The sequence below is a fragment of the Pseudalkalibacillus salsuginis genome (assembly GCF_021646685.1).
GTDB classification, from domain to species: Bacteria; Bacillota; Bacilli; order Bacillales; family Fictibacillaceae; genus Pseudalkalibacillus; species Pseudalkalibacillus salsuginis.
The window spans coordinates 203,154-220,517 of record NZ_JAKJHW010000001.1 but is presented as its reverse complement, the minus strand read 5'-3'; the positions used below and the strand labels follow the sequence as shown (position 1 = coordinate 220,517).

Here is a 17,364-nt window from a genome sequence, read left to right as displayed (position 1 = left end):
CTCTTTTAAAAGAAAGTTTACCACAATGGACAGCAAGGTTGATTGAATTTGCTTGACTAAAAAAGCAGGTGACTTGATCGTCAGCCTGCTTCAAAGGTAACTTTTCGGGTTGATCTTATGGAAAACATTACCGATTACGGATGGTTTGACGACAAGGGATCCGTCAAGTACGGATCGAGCGATATCAGGCACATCGGTTATGAGTGCTTCCACCTTCTGATCAAATAACCATCTCATCTTTTTCGGGTCGTTCACCGTATACGGTCTGACTTTTATTCTGCAATCCCTGAACCCTTTCAAAATGGCAGGATGCAAGGTCTTCCAATGCGGGTGCACACAATCAGTCGACAGACTATTGACGTAATTCCATGGTTGGTATAAACCTGAAGAATAAAGGGGTGCAATCTCTACAGTTGGATCGATCTTTTTTAGTTCCTGTAAGCTATAGTGATTGAAGGAAGAATAGATGACCCGATTCTTCAATTTGTGTTGCTCCACTAAATCGCAGATGATTTTTTCCATGCCAAAATAGGGGATGATTGTATTTTTCAACTCGATATTCAACAAAAGCTTTGTCTGTTTCATCCAGATGAGAAACTCTTCTAAAGAAGGGATCCGTTCCCCGGTGAAATGTTTTGAAAACCATTTCCCTGCATCTAGGTTTTGTAATTGTTTATAAGTGAATTCGCTGACAAATCCTTTACCATCGGTTGTCCGTTTAACAGTCTCATCATGGATGATGACTGGAACTTTATCTTTTGTAAGCTGGACATCAAGTTCAATACCGTCTGCTTTCATTTCAAGTGCTCTCTTGAAGGATGACATGGTATTCTCAGGTGCATATTTACTTGCTCCACGGTGCGCATAAATATAAGTCAATGGTGATCGCTCCTTGATAGAAGACTTGGTTTATGTTTCTTATTGACAATCAGTTTAACATAGTTCTATTTTTATAAGTATATATCGCTTTCTTCAGAGGAATGGAACTATGGCTAAGCCTTTTGTGAAGTGGCGGCTCTACATAGTATACTTCATTAGTATATCCGATTCCTTTAGATTTTGCTTTTCGTGGTACATTAATCACAATTAAAGTTTGATTAGGGTAAAGGATTTCAATCTGGAATACCGAAACTACTTCTATATAAGTACCAAATTCGACAAAAAAAACAGTGTTGCATGGGAGTGAACATCTATGAAGAAATGGCAGGATAAAGAAAGCCTGAAGGAATTGCTTTGTCATTTAGTAGAGTTTCCAAGTATTACGGGATCTGATGCCGAAATTGCAATCAGTGAATACATCCATATGAAGCTGAATGATCTTCCTTATTTCAAGGACAACCCCTTGGATCTGCAAATCCATCCGACAAATGATGGTCGTAAGTTTGTCACAGGATTGATCCGAAATGGAAACAGTTCTGATACAGTGATCCTGATTAACCATATGGATGTCGTAGATATTGAAGATTATGGCGAATATAAAAACCTCGCTTTTCGGCCAAAGGATCTGACTGCCGAATACATGTCGATCAAAAATGATCTTCCGCCTGCAGTTCAGGACGATCTGAAGACTGGTGAGTGGTTGTTTGGAAGAGGGACGATGGATATGAAGGCAGGTTTGGCTCTCCAAATGGCGATGATGGAAAGAGCGAGCCTCGGCGAATTTGATGGAAACATCCTGTTACTTTCCGTACCGGATGAGGAAGCGAACTCTACAGGAATGATGGAAGCTGTGGAGGTTCTTCTTGAGATGTCCCAGACACACGGTCTGCACTATAAAGCATGCTTGAACTCAGAGCCGATTTTCACAAGGTATCCAGGAGATACGAATCAGTATGTTTATACTGGTTCAGTAGGCAAGCTGTTACCAGGCTATTTGTGCTTCGGCATGGAGACACATGTCGGAGAACCCTTTTCGGGTATCAACGCCAATTACATGGCGGCCGAGTTGACGCGTGAACTGGAGCTTAACACGGCGTTTTGTGAAATGATCGACGGAGAAGTTACGCCACCTCCAACCAACTTGATGCAAAAGGATTTGAAAGAGGAGTATTCAGTCCAAATCCCTCATGTAGCAGTTACACTTTTTAACATGATGGTGATGGAACGTACCGTACATGAAATCAACAAGGACTTGTTGTCCCTCGCACACAAAGTAGCTGGACGTATAGAAAAACAGCTGCATGATAGAGCCGCTGCTTTCAACAAATGGGAACAATTCGAGCCGATCGACAGCAAGATTTCCGTTTACACGTATCAAGAGTTACTCGAAAAAGCGATTGAACAATATGGAGAAGCGGAAATTGTCCGCCGCCAAGCCTATATCGCAGGAAATTTCAGAACGATAGGGGATCGGGACCTTTCAACCCGGCTCGTTTTCGACCTTGCTTCACTTTGTAAAGAACAAGGTCCGATGATTGTTTTGTTTTACAGTCCGCCGTTTTACCCTGCCGTATCCTCGCGGGAGAACTCCCATATCAAGCAAGTGGTAGGGGAGATGATCGAGTATGCGGAAACAAAACATAATGTTGTTTTGAAGAATCAGCATTACTTTGCAGGATTGTCCGACTTGAGTTTTACTAGTCTCTCACAACCGGTGGAAGGGCTCGTACCCTTATTCCGCAATATGCCGCTTTATGAAAACGGTTATCATTTTCCGCTTGATGAGCTGAAGCACCTTAAAATTCCAGTTATGAACCTAGGTCCTTTAGGTCGAGATCCTCATCGCTGGACAGAACGATTGAATATCGACTACTCATTTGGAGCTTTCCCTGATATTCTCAGTGTTGCCATCCATAAATTGCTTAAATAGTAGGCTTTGCGGATCATCCATATACAAAATGAAAATTACGTATAACAGAACCAAATGAAAAAAGGGCCCAAAAGGGCTCTTTTTCCTAAGCTTAATACTTGGCTGGATTTTTCTCTATCGAGGAAAAATGTCTTTGAAGCTCTTTGGAGCGCTTGGCTGCTTCCAAGATACAGCGTTTGAACGCCTCATCAGCATGGTGTTCCATCAAGGCATCCAACCCAGCTGCAGTCGTACCGCCAGGACTTGTAATGTTGATCCGGAGCTGAGCAAGGTCAAGCGATGATTCTTTCATCATATGGCCAGCCCCTATCATTGTGTCGGCAATCAATTCCCTCGCTTTATCTTCTTCCATTTCAAGAGATTGGGCGGCTTGTTTCATGGCTTCCGCAATATAGTATAGATAGGCAGGCCCACTTCCTGCCAGAGCAGTAGTTGCATCCATGTCGCGTTCTTGGACGATGGTTACTGAGCCGATGGCTTTAAAAAGCGCTTCGACAGCTTGAGCATGTATGATCGTTGTGTTTTTACCCATACATAGAGTTGTGGTCGACAAGCCGATCTCTGAAGAAGTATTCGGCATTGTCCGGATGACAGGATAAGGGCCGTCAAGAATCTCTTCAATGAAGCCTGTCGTAATACCGGCCATGACAGAAGCAATGATATGGGATTCTTTTACGTAAGGACGAATGCGTTCAAGACCCGATTGTGCGTCTTTCGGTTTCATCGCCAGGATGATGAGATCCGTATCTGTCAAAATACGTTCGTCCTCATAAGAAATCTGGATACCATATTTCTCTTCCAGGCATTCCAACCGTTCATCATCGGTCCGGTTGGTTGCAATGATATTTCGAGAGGGAATCATTTTCTTAGAAATCAGCCCTTTTATGATTGATTCTGCCATTGATCCTGCGCCAACAAAGGTGATGCGATTGATTGTAATCATTTTAAATGATTCTCCCTTCTGCTAAAATGAAAGCACTCTATCTTTCCGAGAGTACAATCAAGTTTAAAGTAGTATTTCCCAATTTTTTAGACTACTTGCTTCAGTCCTAATATACGGAGGCGTTTTTACTTTGAATCAAACATCGAATATTCACTGTATTACGTTACCGACTCCATTTGCAGTTGGTGATGTTAATGTATATCTGATAGAGGATGAAAAACTGACACTCGTTGATACCGGCCCGAAGACGAAGGAGGCATGGGAAGCTTTTCTTACCCAGATCAATAAATTAGGTTTCGGCGTATCTGAAATCGAACAGGTCGTGCTCACACATCATCATCCTGATCATGTAGGTCTATCAGACTACTTGAAAGACAACGGGACCACGTTTATTGGATTAGCATACAATGAACCCTGGTTACGTCAGGACCCTGAATTCCTCGATCATCATGACGCGTTCTATTTGAAAATTTATAAAGAAATGGGTATTGAAAAATTTCATGAAAAAGCAATGAAACAGATTCGCGGTTATCTGGCCTACTCATGTTCTATCAACATACATACCATTGTAAAAGAAGGTGATCGAATTGCAGGTTTACCAGGATGGATTGTGATCGAGACACCCGGCCATGCTCAAGGGCACTTATCCTTGCTAAGTGAAAAAGATGGCATCATGATCGGTGGTGACCATCTCATCCAGCACATTTCCTCTAATGCATTGATCGAACCTCCACCCATCGGTGTTCAAGAGCGGCCGAAAACCTTAATTCAATACAGGAATTCACTGAGGAAACTGTTAGATTTGAAAGTGAACACCGTGTATCCGGGCCATGGTAATCCAGTTGTTCATCCGAAAGACCTGATAAAGGAACGATTGATGAAACAAGAAGAGCGTGCAAAAGATATTTTGAACCTGATTATCGACCCGCCGTTGACGGGTTTTGAAATCTGTCAAAAGCTCTTCCCGTCCATATTTCTAAAAGAACTCGGTCTTACCATGTCGGAAACACTCGGACACCTGGATTTGCTGGACAGTAAGGAACTAGTACAAATTACAGAGAAAAATGGTGTCCTTTATTTCAAAGCGAAGGAGGTTGTATAAATGAGCAATGTTAAGATCGTCGTCATCACCGGCGCCTCGAGTGGAATTGGAGCAGAAATGGCAAGAATGATTGCATCCAAAGGTTGGACTCCTGTATTGATGGCTCGATCGTTCGATAGGCTTGAACACCTTCGTAATGAAATTAAGAACGATTATAAAACGACTGCGCATACTTTTCAACTGGATGTTCAAGACAAAATTCACGTCGATTCGGTATTTAACCAGATGTACCAAGAAGTTGGAGCGATTGATGTTCTTATAAATAATGCTGGATTCGGTGTCTTCGATTATTTTCAAGATGCAAAAATGGAAGATATCGAGGGGATGTTCAACACGAATGTCTTAGGAATGATGGCATGCACCAAAGCGGTTTTACCTGGAATGATCGAGCAGAAAAGGGGGCAAATCATCAATATCGCTTCCCAAGCAGCCAAAATTGCTACGGTGAAAGGAAGTGTTTATGCAGCGACAAAACATGCTGTTCTAGGTTTTTCTAACAGCTTACGAATGGAAGTGGAAGACTTCGGCATCCAGGTGACGACCGTCAATCCAGGTCCTATTAAGACCAACTTCTTAAAGATTGCAGACCAAACCGGTCAATACGAGAAAAATATAGGGAAATGGATGCTTCGACCATCAGAAGTGGCAAGCAAGATTGTCGGTGCAATTGAGAAGCCGGTAAGAGAAATCAATCTTCCTGGTTGGATGGAAGCAGGAAGCAAGATGTATCAGCTCATGCCCACATTAATGGAAAAGGTAGGGAAAAAAGCGTTCCGTCAAAAATAGGGAAAATGGCTGCTTCTCACATTATGTTAGGGAGCAGTCTTTTTCTGATTCAACAAGTAAACCCATGTGGACATTTACAAGTCCGTTTAATGGCTAGTCGCCAGGTAAGAATAGACCTTGTCATGTACAATAGCGAATACATCTTCATGAGGTTGGTTGTGCACCTCTGAAATAATGTCTTCAATCAGTGCATCATATTCCGACTCAGAGATGGGTGAAAACTGCAAATCGCCGAAATAATCCAGTAAACACCGATCGATCATTTTTTTGACCAGTTTTTTCTCCATGTCATTCACCGCCCTGCATTTACGATAGAGCAGTATAGACTGCCAGTCAACAATATTTTTTGGGAGATCGTCAGTATAGAAGGAAATGAATCGATCTCCTGCGAATATAGTTATAGAAGTGATAAAGAGGAGGAGTTTAGGATGAGAATAAAAGTTGTGATGAATAGTGGTAAAGAATATGTCCTTCAAATGGAAAAATACGATTTCCATTCAATGGTCATGACAGAAGATGATGCTGTCCGTGATGAATTGGTTGAAATCCATCCTTCGCTTTATATCAATCCTTCCCATATTTCTTCTTACGAAATTCTCGAGTGAATCAATTCCCGTTTTTTCTTTGTTTTGGAACTATTTTGTTTACATACTAAAGAAATAATAAAAACTAACTGGTCAGTTTTATATGAGGAGGAACAAGGGATGATTGAAATCAAACGGCTCCTATCCTGCCCATTAGAAGATGTCATCGAAGCCTGGAATTCAGGTTTCAAAGGGTATTTCACCGATATGACGATGACTGTGGATCGTTTTTTACAACGGATGGTCCAAGAAGGGTTGTCAGCTGAAGACTCAGTCATTACATATGTGAATGGAGTTCCAGCTGGTATTGTGTTGAACGGATTCAGGACAATTGCTGGAAAAACAATCGGTTATAATGGCGGAACAGGTGTAGCCCCGGAGTATCGCAGAACAGGGATCGGAAAACAGATGATGGAATACGTAATGGAAATTTATAAAAAGAGAGATGTCGATATTGCCACGCTTGAGGCGATCAGCGAGAACACAGGTGCGATCAAACTTTATGAATCGTTAGGCTATGAAATTAACGACCATGTTGAATTTATACAACAAGATGGGCGGTTACAAGTATATTTTGAAGACTTTGCGTTGGGTCCTCAATATCAATTCGAGTGGACCTCGCCTGAAAACGTAAGTCATTTACCTTTTTATCATCAAGGAGGCCCCTGGCAGACACAATGGCAAAGTGTGGTCAATGGAGAGGGGATGATCGTTTCATATGAAGGCAGGCAGGTAGGTTATACGCTGTCCAAACGGAATCTGAAATCAAATGGATGCTTAGCTTCAATCGTGCTGTATCAGCTTGGTGTCCGCCCTGACTTTCGTGATCCAGTAACCCTGGTCGACACGATGTTATATAAATCCTTAGTGCCGCAGAAGGCGTGTAAACGTTTGGTCATCAACCTTTCCAGAGAGGCGAAACCACAATATGAAGCAGTCAAAAATCGGGGGTTTTCAACGGTGGTCCAACAGGTTTGTATGAGAAAAGTCATAAAGGAGTCAACAAAGGTAAATGCCGAAAGTATCAAAAAAATATAAAGAAGAAAAGGTAGCAGCCATCTTAGACGCTTCAGCGCATTGCTTTGCAGAAAAGGGCTACAATGACACGACGGTCGATGACATCGCAAAAGCTTCTGGAACGAGTAAAGGGTCAATCTATTTGTACTTCTCCAGTAAAGAGGAGATCTTTTACAGGTTGAACGAAAGGCGTACCGAAAAGTTCTTTGAGATAAAAAAACAGCTTGTTGAACAAAACAGCGCCTCAGCTAAATTTGAATACCTTTTCCGGCATTTATTGAGCGGGGCGATAGAGAAGGAGGACTTGAATACGATTGCCGTCCAGTTCGAGTTTTGGATCTATATATCAAAAAATGATAAAGAAAGCCTGTTTGATGCGAGGGTGAAAATGTTCACCACTCTCATAAAGGATATCGTAGAAGAAGGAATCGAGACAGGTGAATTCCGGAAAGATGTCAATACCGATGAGTTTTCGAAGCTTTTCTGGTCCATGATGGATGGCATCGTGCTGCATTTACTTTTCCATAAGAACGATTCAGAGCATAAGCGAATGGTCCGGTTATATGAACGAATGGTGTCCACATATCTGAAAATTCAGCCTTGAGACTGATTCCAAAAACCTCCTCGAGACAGTGCAAAGGTTTTGGCCATTAGAAGAAAATGGTAGGGAGTCGATTAGTTGGAGGCGATCATATGGAAGCAGTTGTTGAAACAAGGACACAAGGGGAAGAATCCACAGCAATATGGAAAAACAGAAATTTTTTATGGTTATGGATTGCAGAACTCTGTTCCAGCTTCGGTTTATCCATCTTCATGTTCTCCCAATCCTGGTATGTCGTTGAAGTCATGAATCTACAGGCATCTCTTGGGCTGGTATTCATTGCGTCAAGTATTCCTAGGGTGGTATTCATGATATTGGGTGGAGCGGTTGCTGACAGGTTCAATAAAAATGTCATCATGTTTTTATCAGACATTCTCCGCGCAATTGTAGCTTTAGCCCTTGTAGTATGGCTTCTGCTAGGAGATGTATCGATCTGGTCGTTCGTTATGTTCGCCCTTGTATTCGGGGTGCTGGATGCGTTCTTCTGGCCTGCAAACAGCGGCCTTTTACCATCATTGATAGATAAGCAGCAACTGACGAGAGCGAATTCCGTCATTCAAATGACAAGCCAGTCTTCCTTCATTATAGGACCGATGCTCGCAGGTGCAATCATCGCCTTGGGGAGCTATGTACTGGCTTTCTCCATCACTGCTGTATTATTGGTGATTGCAAGTATCGCTGTTTTCCTGATCCGGATTAAGAAGAAGGAAGGAACATCGGAAAAGCAATCCCCGTCAAATTTGCTCTCTTCCATCAAAGAAGGGATCGATTATGTTAAGCAATCAGCCTTTTTATGTTCACTTTTGTTGTTTGCGATCTTCATCAATCTATTCATGGTCGGGCCGCTGCAAATGGGATTGCCGTTATTTGTGAAGAATGTCATTGGTGGAAATTCCCTTGACTTCAGTTATCTTGAGGGGTCTTTTGCAGGGGGGATGCTGGTAGGTTCTATACTCATCGGTATTTTGAACATCCAAAGGAAAAGAGGTCTTGTCGTCATCTATGCCGTTTTGGGATCAGGCTTGTTTTTCGCACTATTCAGTTTTACCGACGTTTTATGGCAGAGTCTGGTGCTGATTGCGTTGTTAGGGAGTACGTTCTCGGTGATCAATATTCCGATCATTGCCGCTATCCAGTCGGTTGTGAAACAAGAGATGATCGGTCGTGTGATGAGCTTGCTTTCAATGGCATCACTCGGGCTCGTTCCCGTATCGTTTGCAATAACGTCAGGTGTTCTTTCGTTCGGTGTCGATATCACCTCGGTCATGCTGACTGGCGCAACACTGATCATTATTTTTGCAATCGTGGTTTTTATGAAAGTGCCGGGACTGCGAAATTTTGAATGAACCTTCATGAAGGTCTACTGGGCTTATGCTCGGTAGGCCTTTTCCGATTTTATAAAATGGATGCTTTGATTTGCAAGACAAATAGTGGAATTTGCAAGACAACTCGGGAGTTTTGCAAAACTAGTCGGCAAAGTCGGGAATTGGCCCCTTATTTGAACTCCTCATTCCAGTTGATGGCTTTCTCTGGTCTAGACAACTGTACCAGTATTTTTATATACTGGACGAAAGAGGTGAAGTTGATGGCGATTCAGACAATTGTTGGGGGCCAGGTTTTTGTAGGAGAACAAGGTTTCCAACCAATCAAAATACATATCGATGCAGGAAAGATCAAGGAATTGAGCGATAAGGAAATTCCGAAGCCATGTATCCAGCTTGACGATCAAGATCTTGTTTTACCTGGTCGGATTGACGGGCATATCCATGGGGCAAATGGACATGATGTCATGGATGGTACTGTAAAAGCGATCGATGAAATGGCAAAAATCCTGCCTTCTGAAGGAACAACCAGCTTTCTCCCGACAACGATGACAGCCCCTGATCATGAAGTCGAGCAGGCATTGACTTCCGTTCTTACGTATTTGTCTACAAAAAATGAAACTGGAAAAGCAGAAGTGCTCGGGATTCATTTGGAGGGTCCATTCATTTCTGAGGAAAAAAGAGGCGCACAAAACCCGAAATACATCAGGAGGCCGAATCTCGACTCATTCAATCATTGGAATCGATTATCAGGGAGGAACATAAAGGTTGTTACAATGGCGCCTGAAATAGAAGGGGCCATCCCTATGATAAAAGAACTTGCAGGACATGGAATTGTTGTATCAATCGGTCATAGTGATGCTGCTTATGAAGATGTTAAGAAGGCCATTGAAGCAGGAGCGAATCAATTCACCCATCTCTACAATGGCATGCGAGCCATGCATCACCGTGAGCCCGGCGTTGTCGGGGGGGCTTTTTTAAGGTCAGACACACTTGCAGAAATCATTGTGGACGGCTTGCATTGCGCACCTGATATGGTCCGGTTAGCCTATGAGATAAAGGGCAAGGAAGGACTCCTGATGATCACGGATGCAATGAGGGCAAAATGTTTAGGGAATGGTACTTATGATCTTGGCGGTCAAGAGGTACAGGTGCGGGATGGACAAGCGACTTTGCAGGACGGAACTTTAGCTGGAAGTGTCCTGACGATGCAAGAAGCTTATGAAAAGATGAGATTGTATGCTGATGCAGACCATGCAGCACTCGTATTCATGTCATCGATCAATCCTGCGAAGCAATATGGAATTTATGACCGGAAAGGGTCTATTGCTATCGGGAAAGATGCCGATCTGACCATACTTGATCAGGATGGTAAGCTGAAAATGACGATTTGCCGTGGAGAAATAGCATACACAAGGGGCTGGAGGAATTGAATGTAATCGCCGTGGATGATAAACAGGAAATGAGCGAAAAGGCTTCTGCCATTCTCTTCAATGAGATTAAACAGAATCCTGAGCTTGTGTTGGGTGTCGCAACTGGCGGGACACCTACAGATACTTATGATAAGCTCGTCGAAAAAGTGTTGGCAGCCAGTCTTGATTTATCCAAAATCACGACTGTAAACCTGGATGAATATGTCGGTTTGGCTCGTGAACATGAAGAAAGCTATTGGTATTATATATACACCCATCTATATGAACCGCTTGGCCTGTCTCCCGATCGTGCTTTGGTTCCATATGGCTTAAGCGATGATTTACAGGAGGAGTGCATCAGGTATGAAAAGTCAATTGAAAAGGTTGGCGGTATCGACCTCCAACTTTTAGGTGTCGGACGGAATGGCCATATCGGGTTTAATGAGCCAGGGACACCTTTCGAATCAAAAACACATTTGGTCGAGTTGACGGACAGTACGAGACAAGCGAATGCAAGATTCTTTGAACATAAAGAAGAAGTGCCGACCAGAGCGATCACAGTTGGTATATCAACAATCATGAAAAGCAGATCGATTCTTTTATTGGCATCAGGAGAGGAAAAAGCTGAACCTGTCAATGCGCTATTGAGAGGGGATGTAGGTGAGAAATGGCCTGTTACTGTTTTGAATCAGCATCCATCCGTTACATTGGTTGTTACGAAAGATGCTCTAGAGATTGAGGAGGATTTAGATCATGATCAATAAACATTCCTCTCTGCCACTGTACACACAGGTAGAACGTTATTTGACCACTGAAATAAAAAATGGTGGATACCATTCTGGCGATCTCATCCCTTCAGAACGCGAGTTGTCCGAGAAATTCCAGATTAGTCGGATGACAGTCAGGCAGGCAATCAACAACCTGGTGAATAAGGGGATCTTGTATCGCGAGAGGGGGAAGGGGACTTTTGTTGCAGCCCCTAAAATCGGCTATCAACTGAAAGGGATTGTCAGTTTTTCAGAAGATATGAGAAGGCGTGGTCTTGAGCCTTCGACAAAAGTGGTCTCATTTAAGACAATGTCCAATCCACCAGAACATATCCTGAACAGACTAGCTTGCAGGGATGAAAAGAAAGTGATCCAGCTTGTACGGATCCGCTTTGCAAACGAAGAACCAGTTGCTATCGAAACAGCTTATCTGAGTTATAATCTATTTGCCAACCTTTCCGAGAAAGATACAGGTGGATCAATCTATGATTTTGTAAGGAAAGAATTGAAACTTGAGATCCACCGTGCCGAACAACAAATCGAAGCGGCTATCGTGGGTGAAAAAGACGGATTCCTATTGGACATCAGTCCAGGTAGTCCAGTATTGATCGTGAACCGGACAACTTATTTGAGTAACGGCGTTCCATTCGAAACGGTAAAAACAGTTTTCCGGGCTGATCGATATCATTTTTCTATTGAAATGAAAAATGAACAGGAGGATGATCATGTATTTTCTAGGGATTGATGGTGGTGGATCCAAGACAACTGCTGCACTGGTAGATCATAAAGGAAAACTTATCGCATGTCATACGGGAGGACCGAGTAATCCGATATCTGTGGATATGGTGAAAATAGGAAACACATTGGATGAGCTATTTAGACGATTCATAAGTGAGGATCACGAAAAATTTTCTCAGATCAAAAGTGTATGTGCAGGGATCGCAGGGACAGAAAACAGTCACTTGAAAGGTGAATTACACCAATTATTGAAATCGAAGTTTCCTGAGCAAACAAGTGTGCAACTTTGCCATGACGCTTTGACAGCCCTTTATTCAGGGACAAACGGAGATCCTGGCATTGTTAACATTGCTGGCACTGGTTCGATCACATTCGGTTTGACTCCCGATAAAAACGTTGTCCGCTCAGGTGGATGGGGTTACTTATTGGATCATACTGGGAGTGGATTCGGCATCGGCAGGTTGGCACTTCAAAAGGTTTTTGAAGCCCACGATGGATTCATCAGCCCGACGTTGCTTACTGAGCTTGTCCTCAAAAGGTTCAATGTCAAATCCCCACCGGAGCTCATCTCGTTGATCTATGGTACAAGTGAAAGCAGGAGACGGATCGCTTCTGTTTGTGAGGATGTTTTTGCTGCAGCCCAGTTAAATGACAAGAAAGCTGTAGAAATAGTCAACCAATGCGCTGATGACATGGCAGTAAGCATTGCACACTTGATTGAACGGTATTTTAAAAATGTGCCCCAACCGAAGGTCGTTCTGACTGGCAGTATTTTCAAAAGCAGCGACCTCCTGCTGCCATTATTACAAAAACACCTGCCTGGAGATGTACAGTTGATTTTGCCGCAATGCCCTCCAGTAGTTGGTTCTGTAATTGAAAGCTATCAAGTGATAAATGGACCCTGCCCTGAGAAATTTGTAGATCAATTGCATGATTCGTTCTCCAGGAGGGTACAAGGATGATACGGAATTGAAGATCGGGCTCATAATAAACCACATTTCTGTCAACGATGAGCTGGAAAAGGTCGGTCTGTTGTTGTTTGGTATCCAGGCATCTGCTTTTAGACATATATCTACACACTGGCAAATACAATGTAACTGGCAGGAAAATCAGGTGAAAAGTGTATCGTATGTGATCGTCCCAATCCGATTTCCGGTGACAGGATCGTAGGCAATCCATTGGATTTGCAATTTGCATCCTTCCTAGGGGTTGTCAGCTGCCGATCAGGCATGGGATGACAGTTGGCGAATTGGCAGGATAAATCAATAAACAAATTCGGATATGAAACAGACCTCACAGTCATCCAGATGAAAGGTTGGAAGCGGAAGATATGGTTCGAAAAGCAGAGTTGCAATGGGACCCCCATCTCCCAGTGTCCTTCATTAGAGATGGCTACCCTGGGACATGTTTTTTTGAAGGAGGGATACCAGTGAAATTTGTTCGATGGGATGAAGGGGATTTGCCTGTAGAAGCGTTCTGTGAACTATGGAACGCAGAGCTTGCAGCCCATTTTCCGATTTCAAAAAGGTTGTTCATTCAAAATAGCATAGATTGCCCACATTTATTTTCAGATGGTTCGTGGTATGCAGTTGCAGAGGATCGAGTCATCGGTTTTGTCACAACGAAGTATACCAATGAACAGGAGGATCTACTGCCCACTGAGGTTGGATGGATCCAAGCTTTGCTCGTTCAGAAAGAATTCAGGAATCATGGTATCGGTAGTCAGTTGCTGGAAAAAGCTGAACGAGCATTATCCGACCTTGGAGTCGATAAAGTCTTGATCGGCGGGGATATCCATCATTACTTTCCAGGTGTTCCATCTCTTGTATCAAACATGGGGCAATGGCTTGAAAATAGGAAATATAGCAAGGTCAATGAGGTCAAAGACTTTTACAGGGCCGCACCCTCTCAAGCGGAAGAAATCAGTGTGACAAATATTACCTTATCTTCCGTTTCAAAGGATGAAGAGGTTCCATTTCTCTTATTCATGGAGGACGCGTTTCCAGGGAGGTGGGAATACGAGGCACGAGAGTATTTTAACCGGGGCGGAGATGGCAGCCATTTCATAGCTGCAAGGTATGGGGATGAAATCATAGGATTCGTTCATCTTAATGATTTGGATAGTCCTGTCATCGGCCCCAATTTATATTGGTATGGACTGTTTAAGGAAAAGCTTGGTGGTATCGGTCCATTAGGAATAAAGGAAGATTACCGGAAGAATGGGTATGGTGCAGCGATTGTGCAAAAAGCAATCAACACAGCGATTGAGCGGGGGTGCAAACACCTGGTCATCGACTGGACAGAGTTGGATGAATTCTATATGTCCTTTGGTTTTGAACCTTGGAAGGAATTTCTCCAATATGAAAAATGTATGAACAATGGATGATTTTTTCAGTACCTTCCTCCTCGGAGAGGTACTTTTTAAATTAGATTGTTTTAAAAAATTTTATCTTAAATGTTTGGCCTTTTGGGTATTGAAAACCAAACAGGCAGACGAAGGATGTAAAGTAGTATTTTAGAGGAGGACATCATGAAAATTATAAATCCATTAAGTTTATCAGCTATCATTCTTTTAGGTATAAATTGTATTCTGGTGTTATTTGCAATGTTCAGCTACTCACTGTCAAGAGAATTGATCTTATTAGTCAGCCTGATCACCCTTCTTCTTGCTCTTTTCGCAAAAGTAAAAGGGGAGGAAGGTTTTGTCCCTTCAGTCGGACTCTGGAGTGCGGCAGCCTTTTGTATTCTAGTACTCTTATACGCGTTTATTCCCTTTTTGTTAATTTGAATGTTTAGTATGTTATTTTCCCCTTTTAGCTAGTAAGATGGAAATATTAATCAAATACATAAGGGGAATCCTATGAATAGAAAACCAGTTGTCATAATCGCTCTCATCACTGCAGTTTGTGTCCTGGGGGATGCAATGCTTTTCATTGTTTTACCGCTGTATTGGCATGACTTCGGACTGACATCCCTCTGGCAAGTCGGAATCCTGCTCTCAATCAACCGTTTCATCCGCCTTCCGATCAATCCGTTGGTCGGTTGGTGTTATTTAAGGATAAATAAACGGACAGGAGTTCTTCTTGCTGTGATATTAGCGATGTTGACAACCTTTTCGTATGGTTGGCTGCAGAGCTTTTGGCTCTTATTCATGATGAGGAGCTTGTGGGGCGTTGCATGGGCATTTCTTCGTCTAGGGGGATACCTTACAGTCATTGACACTTCAACAGACAACACCAGAGGCCACCTGGTCGGACTATATAACGGATTGTGGGGGTTGGGTGGTTTAGTTGGAATGCTCGCCGGAGGGGTACTTGCAGATTTAGTCGGGATCGAAACGGTCACCAATACATTCGGTTTGGTGGCGTTAATCGTCCTTCCTTTTGTATGGAAGTATGTACCTGCAACCAAGGCTTCATCTGAAGGTCCTTCTAAGCTACAAGGAAGTCTATCGGAAGTTGAATATTCTCTCTTCAAAAAACGTGAAGTCGTCATCGTTCTCATTTCTGGGCTTCTCATCCCATTAATTATTTTTGGGATATTTGCCTCAACACTAAGTGCAGTGATTGACACCCAGTTATCCTCGTCATTTATTTTTCTAGGGATGGCAGTTGGAGCCGCCTCCTTTGCAGGGATTATCCAGTCGATCCGTTGGGGATGGGATCCGTTTTTAGCGCCGTTCGTTGGAAGGATATCCGATCTCAAATGGGGGAGAAAATCATTATTGATCTTCGCGTTATTCGGCGGGGCAGTGTTTTTTGCGTTGATTCCGTTCGGTGTTTCGGTTTACAGCTTGTTATTTCTGTTACTGGGTTTCCAGTTCATGTCTACCATGATGGTGACGCTTAACGATTCGATCGCCTCTGATGTCGCCTCCAATACATCGAAGGTCAAAGTGATCACCGCTTATACTATCGCAGTGGATCTCGGTTCTGCGTTAGGACCATTATTGAGTTACTTGATCCTGGAGTGGACAGGAATCAATGTCTTGTACTGGTTAACAAGTGGATTATTGTGTCTCGTAGGCGTGTTTTGGATCAGTCAGTTAAAGAAAACCAGGCAATCCCATGCCTTTGGAGCAGGTTGTGGATCATGATTCCTGTGAAATCACGAAAAGACCTCGATTTCACATTCCAGGTAATGTTGAAATGGTTGACCACAAGTACGATTCAAAGACAGGCAAGTTAGGTCCAGCATACTTTACGAGCCATATCAGCTCCTGTAAATGAAATACTTGTATCATGCTATGACACTTATGTTATAATCAGCTTGGTAACTGGTACTAACACTAGATATAAATTTTCATTTGGAGGACATCATGGAAGATTTACTTAAATTAAAAGACAAGAATATTGTGATCATGGGGGTCGCGAATGAACGGAGCCTTGCATGGGGTGTTGCAAAGTCCCTCTACAAAGCGGGAGCAAACTTGATTTTTACATATCGGAAAGAACGTTCACTAGGAAAATTGAACAAAATCCTTGAAAAAGATAACCACGAAGCTAAGCTGATCGTCGAATGTGATGTGAACAGCGATGAAAGTATCCAGACAGCTTTTACGAAAATTGGAGAGGAAGTGGGCACAATCCATGGGGTCCTGCATTCCATCGCTTTTGCCTATGCCGAAGATCTGAAGGGCGATTTCATCGATACATCCAGAGAGGGTTATGCATTTGCCCAGGACACGAGCGCTTATTCCTTGATCGCTGTAGCGAAAGCAGCCAAACCTCTTATGACCGAGGGTGGATCGATTATCGCAATGAGTTATTTAGGTGCAGAGCGTGTGGTCGAAGGGTACAATTTGATGGGTGTCGCGAAAGCTGCCCTCGAATCCTCCGTAAAATATCTAGCTTTTGATTTAGGAAAACATAACATCAGGGTCAATGCCATTTCAGCGGGAGCAGTCCGTACACTCGCTGCTAAAGGCATCCCGTCATTCAACCAGATTCTTCATGAAATCGAGGAAAACTCTCCGCTTAAAAGGAATGTTACCCAGGAAGAGGTCGGCGATATGACGCTGGCTTTAATGTGCCACCTTTCAAGAGGTGTCACTGGGGAAATCGTCTACGTGGATTCAGGTTATAATATCATGGGTTGACTTTTTGCACTGCTTCCTTAAAGAGGCAGTGTATTTTTATTGATATATAATTCAATTTGTTTGAAAAAGACTGGACAAAAGTGAAAAATAAAAGTGACCGAGGAGTCGGCCACTTCCTTTTAATACTGTCACTAAAATGATTGAGCCTGTCAATTGGCTCGGGCAGAGTGAAACGGCACTTCCGA

Annotated in this window: 20 protein-coding genes; 17 read left to right on the top strand and 3 right to left on the bottom strand. The window is 42.9% G+C overall.

Annotated features, from left to right (window positions below):
• Positions 1-90 precede the first annotated feature (90 nt).
• Entirely contained in the window at positions 91-879 is a 789-nt protein-coding gene (locus L1611_RS01160) for a glycerophosphodiester phosphodiesterase (RefSeq protein WP_236311202.1), read from the bottom strand.
• Between the two features lie 313 nt (positions 880-1,192).
• Between L1611_RS01160 and L1611_RS01155 the strand changes: the two genes are divergently transcribed.
• Positions 1,193-2,809 carry a M20/M25/M40 family metallo-hydrolase gene (locus L1611_RS01155; RefSeq protein ID WP_236311200.1) on the top strand — a complete coding sequence of 539 codons (1,617 nt, stop codon included), beginning with the start codon at positions 1,193-1,195 and terminating at the stop codon, positions 2,807-2,809.
• 91 nt (positions 2,810-2,900) lie between these two features.
• On the opposite strand, the gene proC is transcribed toward L1611_RS01155, so the two are convergent.
• Positions 2,901-3,752: a pyrroline-5-carboxylate reductase gene (proC, locus tag L1611_RS01150; protein WP_236311198.1), complete on the bottom strand. Its 852-nt coding sequence runs from the start codon at positions 3,750-3,752 to the stop codon at positions 2,901-2,903.
• A 130-nt stretch (positions 3,753-3,882) separates the two neighbouring features.
• Here proC and L1611_RS01145 point away from each other — a divergent pair, with 130 nt between their 5' ends.
• Together L1611_RS01145 and L1611_RS01140 are read left to right on the top strand one after the other, a co-directional pair.
• Positions 3,883-4,854: an MBL fold metallo-hydrolase gene (locus tag L1611_RS01145; RefSeq protein WP_236311196.1), complete on the top strand. Its 972-nt coding sequence runs from the start codon at positions 3,883-3,885 to the stop codon at positions 4,852-4,854.
• On the top strand, positions 4,855-5,640 hold the full coding sequence (locus L1611_RS01140) for an SDR family NAD(P)-dependent oxidoreductase (protein ID WP_236311194.1): 786 nt from the start codon (positions 4,855-4,857) through the stop codon (positions 5,638-5,640). It abuts the gene before it with no gap.
• Positions 5,641-5,726: 86 nt separating this feature from the next.
• Here the strand turns inward: L1611_RS01140 and L1611_RS01135 are convergent, their stop codons facing one another.
• Positions 5,727-5,927, bottom strand: a complete 201-nt coding sequence (locus L1611_RS01135; RefSeq protein ID WP_236311193.1) for a YqzH family protein — start codon at positions 5,925-5,927, stop codon at positions 5,727-5,729.
• Between the two features lie 141 nt (positions 5,928-6,068).
• Between L1611_RS01135 and L1611_RS01130 the strand changes: the two genes are divergently transcribed.
• The 14 genes from L1611_RS01130 (at position 6,069) to fabI (ending at position 17,179) form a co-directional block, all read left to right on the top strand.
• Positions 6,069-6,245: a hypothetical protein gene (locus L1611_RS01130; RefSeq protein ID WP_225063766.1), complete on the top strand. Its 177-nt coding sequence runs from the start codon at positions 6,069-6,071 to the stop codon at positions 6,243-6,245.
• A 99-nt stretch (positions 6,246-6,344) separates the two neighbouring features.
• Positions 6,345-7,262: a GNAT family N-acetyltransferase gene (locus L1611_RS01125; RefSeq protein WP_236311191.1), complete on the top strand. Its 918-nt coding sequence runs from the start codon at positions 6,345-6,347 to the stop codon at positions 7,260-7,262.
• Positions 7,237-7,845: a TetR/AcrR family transcriptional regulator gene (locus L1611_RS01120; RefSeq protein WP_236311189.1), complete on the top strand. Its 609-nt coding sequence runs from the start codon at positions 7,237-7,239 to the stop codon at positions 7,843-7,845. The genes L1611_RS01125 and L1611_RS01120 overlap by 26 nt, the downstream gene beginning before the upstream one ends.
• A gap of 89 nt (positions 7,846-7,934) precedes the next feature.
• Complete coding sequence (locus L1611_RS01115; protein WP_236311187.1) at positions 7,935-9,188, top strand: MFS transporter; 1,254 nt, start codon at positions 7,935-7,937, stop codon at positions 9,186-9,188.
• A gap of 239 nt (positions 9,189-9,427) precedes the next feature.
• Entirely contained in the window at positions 9,428-10,597 is a 1,170-nt protein-coding gene (gene nagA, locus L1611_RS01110; protein WP_236311185.1) for an N-acetylglucosamine-6-phosphate deacetylase, read from the top strand.
• Complete coding sequence (nagB, locus tag L1611_RS01105) at positions 10,594-11,340, top strand: glucosamine-6-phosphate deaminase (RefSeq protein WP_236311183.1); 747 nt, start codon at positions 10,594-10,596, stop codon at positions 11,338-11,340. Before nagA ends, nagB begins: the two co-directional genes overlap by 4 nt.
• Complete coding sequence (locus L1611_RS01100; RefSeq protein ID WP_236311181.1) at positions 11,330-12,088, top strand: GntR family transcriptional regulator; 759 nt, start codon at positions 11,330-11,332, stop codon at positions 12,086-12,088. Before nagB ends, L1611_RS01100 begins: the two co-directional genes overlap by 11 nt.
• A complete protein-coding gene (locus tag L1611_RS01095; protein ID WP_236311179.1) occupies positions 12,069-13,043 on the top strand; it encodes an N-acetylglucosamine kinase in 975 nt (324 codons plus the stop codon). Before L1611_RS01100 ends, L1611_RS01095 begins: the two co-directional genes overlap by 20 nt.
• Positions 13,044-13,050: 7 nt before the next feature.
• Positions 13,051-13,251 (top strand): hypothetical protein, encoded by a 201-nt coding sequence (locus L1611_RS01090; RefSeq protein WP_236311177.1) that lies wholly within the window; start codon positions 13,051-13,053, stop codon positions 13,249-13,251.
• Positions 13,206-13,319, top strand: coding sequence for a hypothetical protein (locus L1611_RS20860; RefSeq protein WP_407681696.1), 114 nt, complete (start codon positions 13,206-13,208; stop codon positions 13,317-13,319). Before L1611_RS01090 ends, L1611_RS20860 begins: the two co-directional genes overlap by 46 nt.
• 191 nt (positions 13,320-13,510) lie before the next feature.
• Positions 13,511-14,467: a GNAT family N-acetyltransferase gene (locus tag L1611_RS01085; protein ID WP_236311176.1), complete on the top strand. Its 957-nt coding sequence runs from the start codon at positions 13,511-13,513 to the stop codon at positions 14,465-14,467.
• Between the two features lie 144 nt (positions 14,468-14,611).
• Positions 14,612-14,869 carry a hypothetical protein gene (locus L1611_RS01080; protein ID WP_236311173.1) on the top strand — a complete coding sequence of 86 codons (258 nt, stop codon included), beginning with the start codon at positions 14,612-14,614 and terminating at the stop codon, positions 14,867-14,869.
• Positions 14,870-14,941: 72 nt separating this feature from the next.
• Entirely contained in the window at positions 14,942-16,177 is a 1,236-nt protein-coding gene (locus tag L1611_RS01075) for an MFS transporter (RefSeq protein ID WP_236311171.1), read from the top strand.
• A 222-nt stretch (positions 16,178-16,399) separates the two neighbouring features.
• The gene (gene fabI, locus L1611_RS01070) at positions 16,400-17,179 is read left to right on the top strand and encodes an enoyl-ACP reductase FabI (RefSeq protein WP_236311169.1); all 780 of its coding nucleotides are present in this window, start codon (positions 16,400-16,402) and stop codon (positions 17,177-17,179) included.
• Positions 17,180-17,364: the final 185 nt, after the last annotated feature.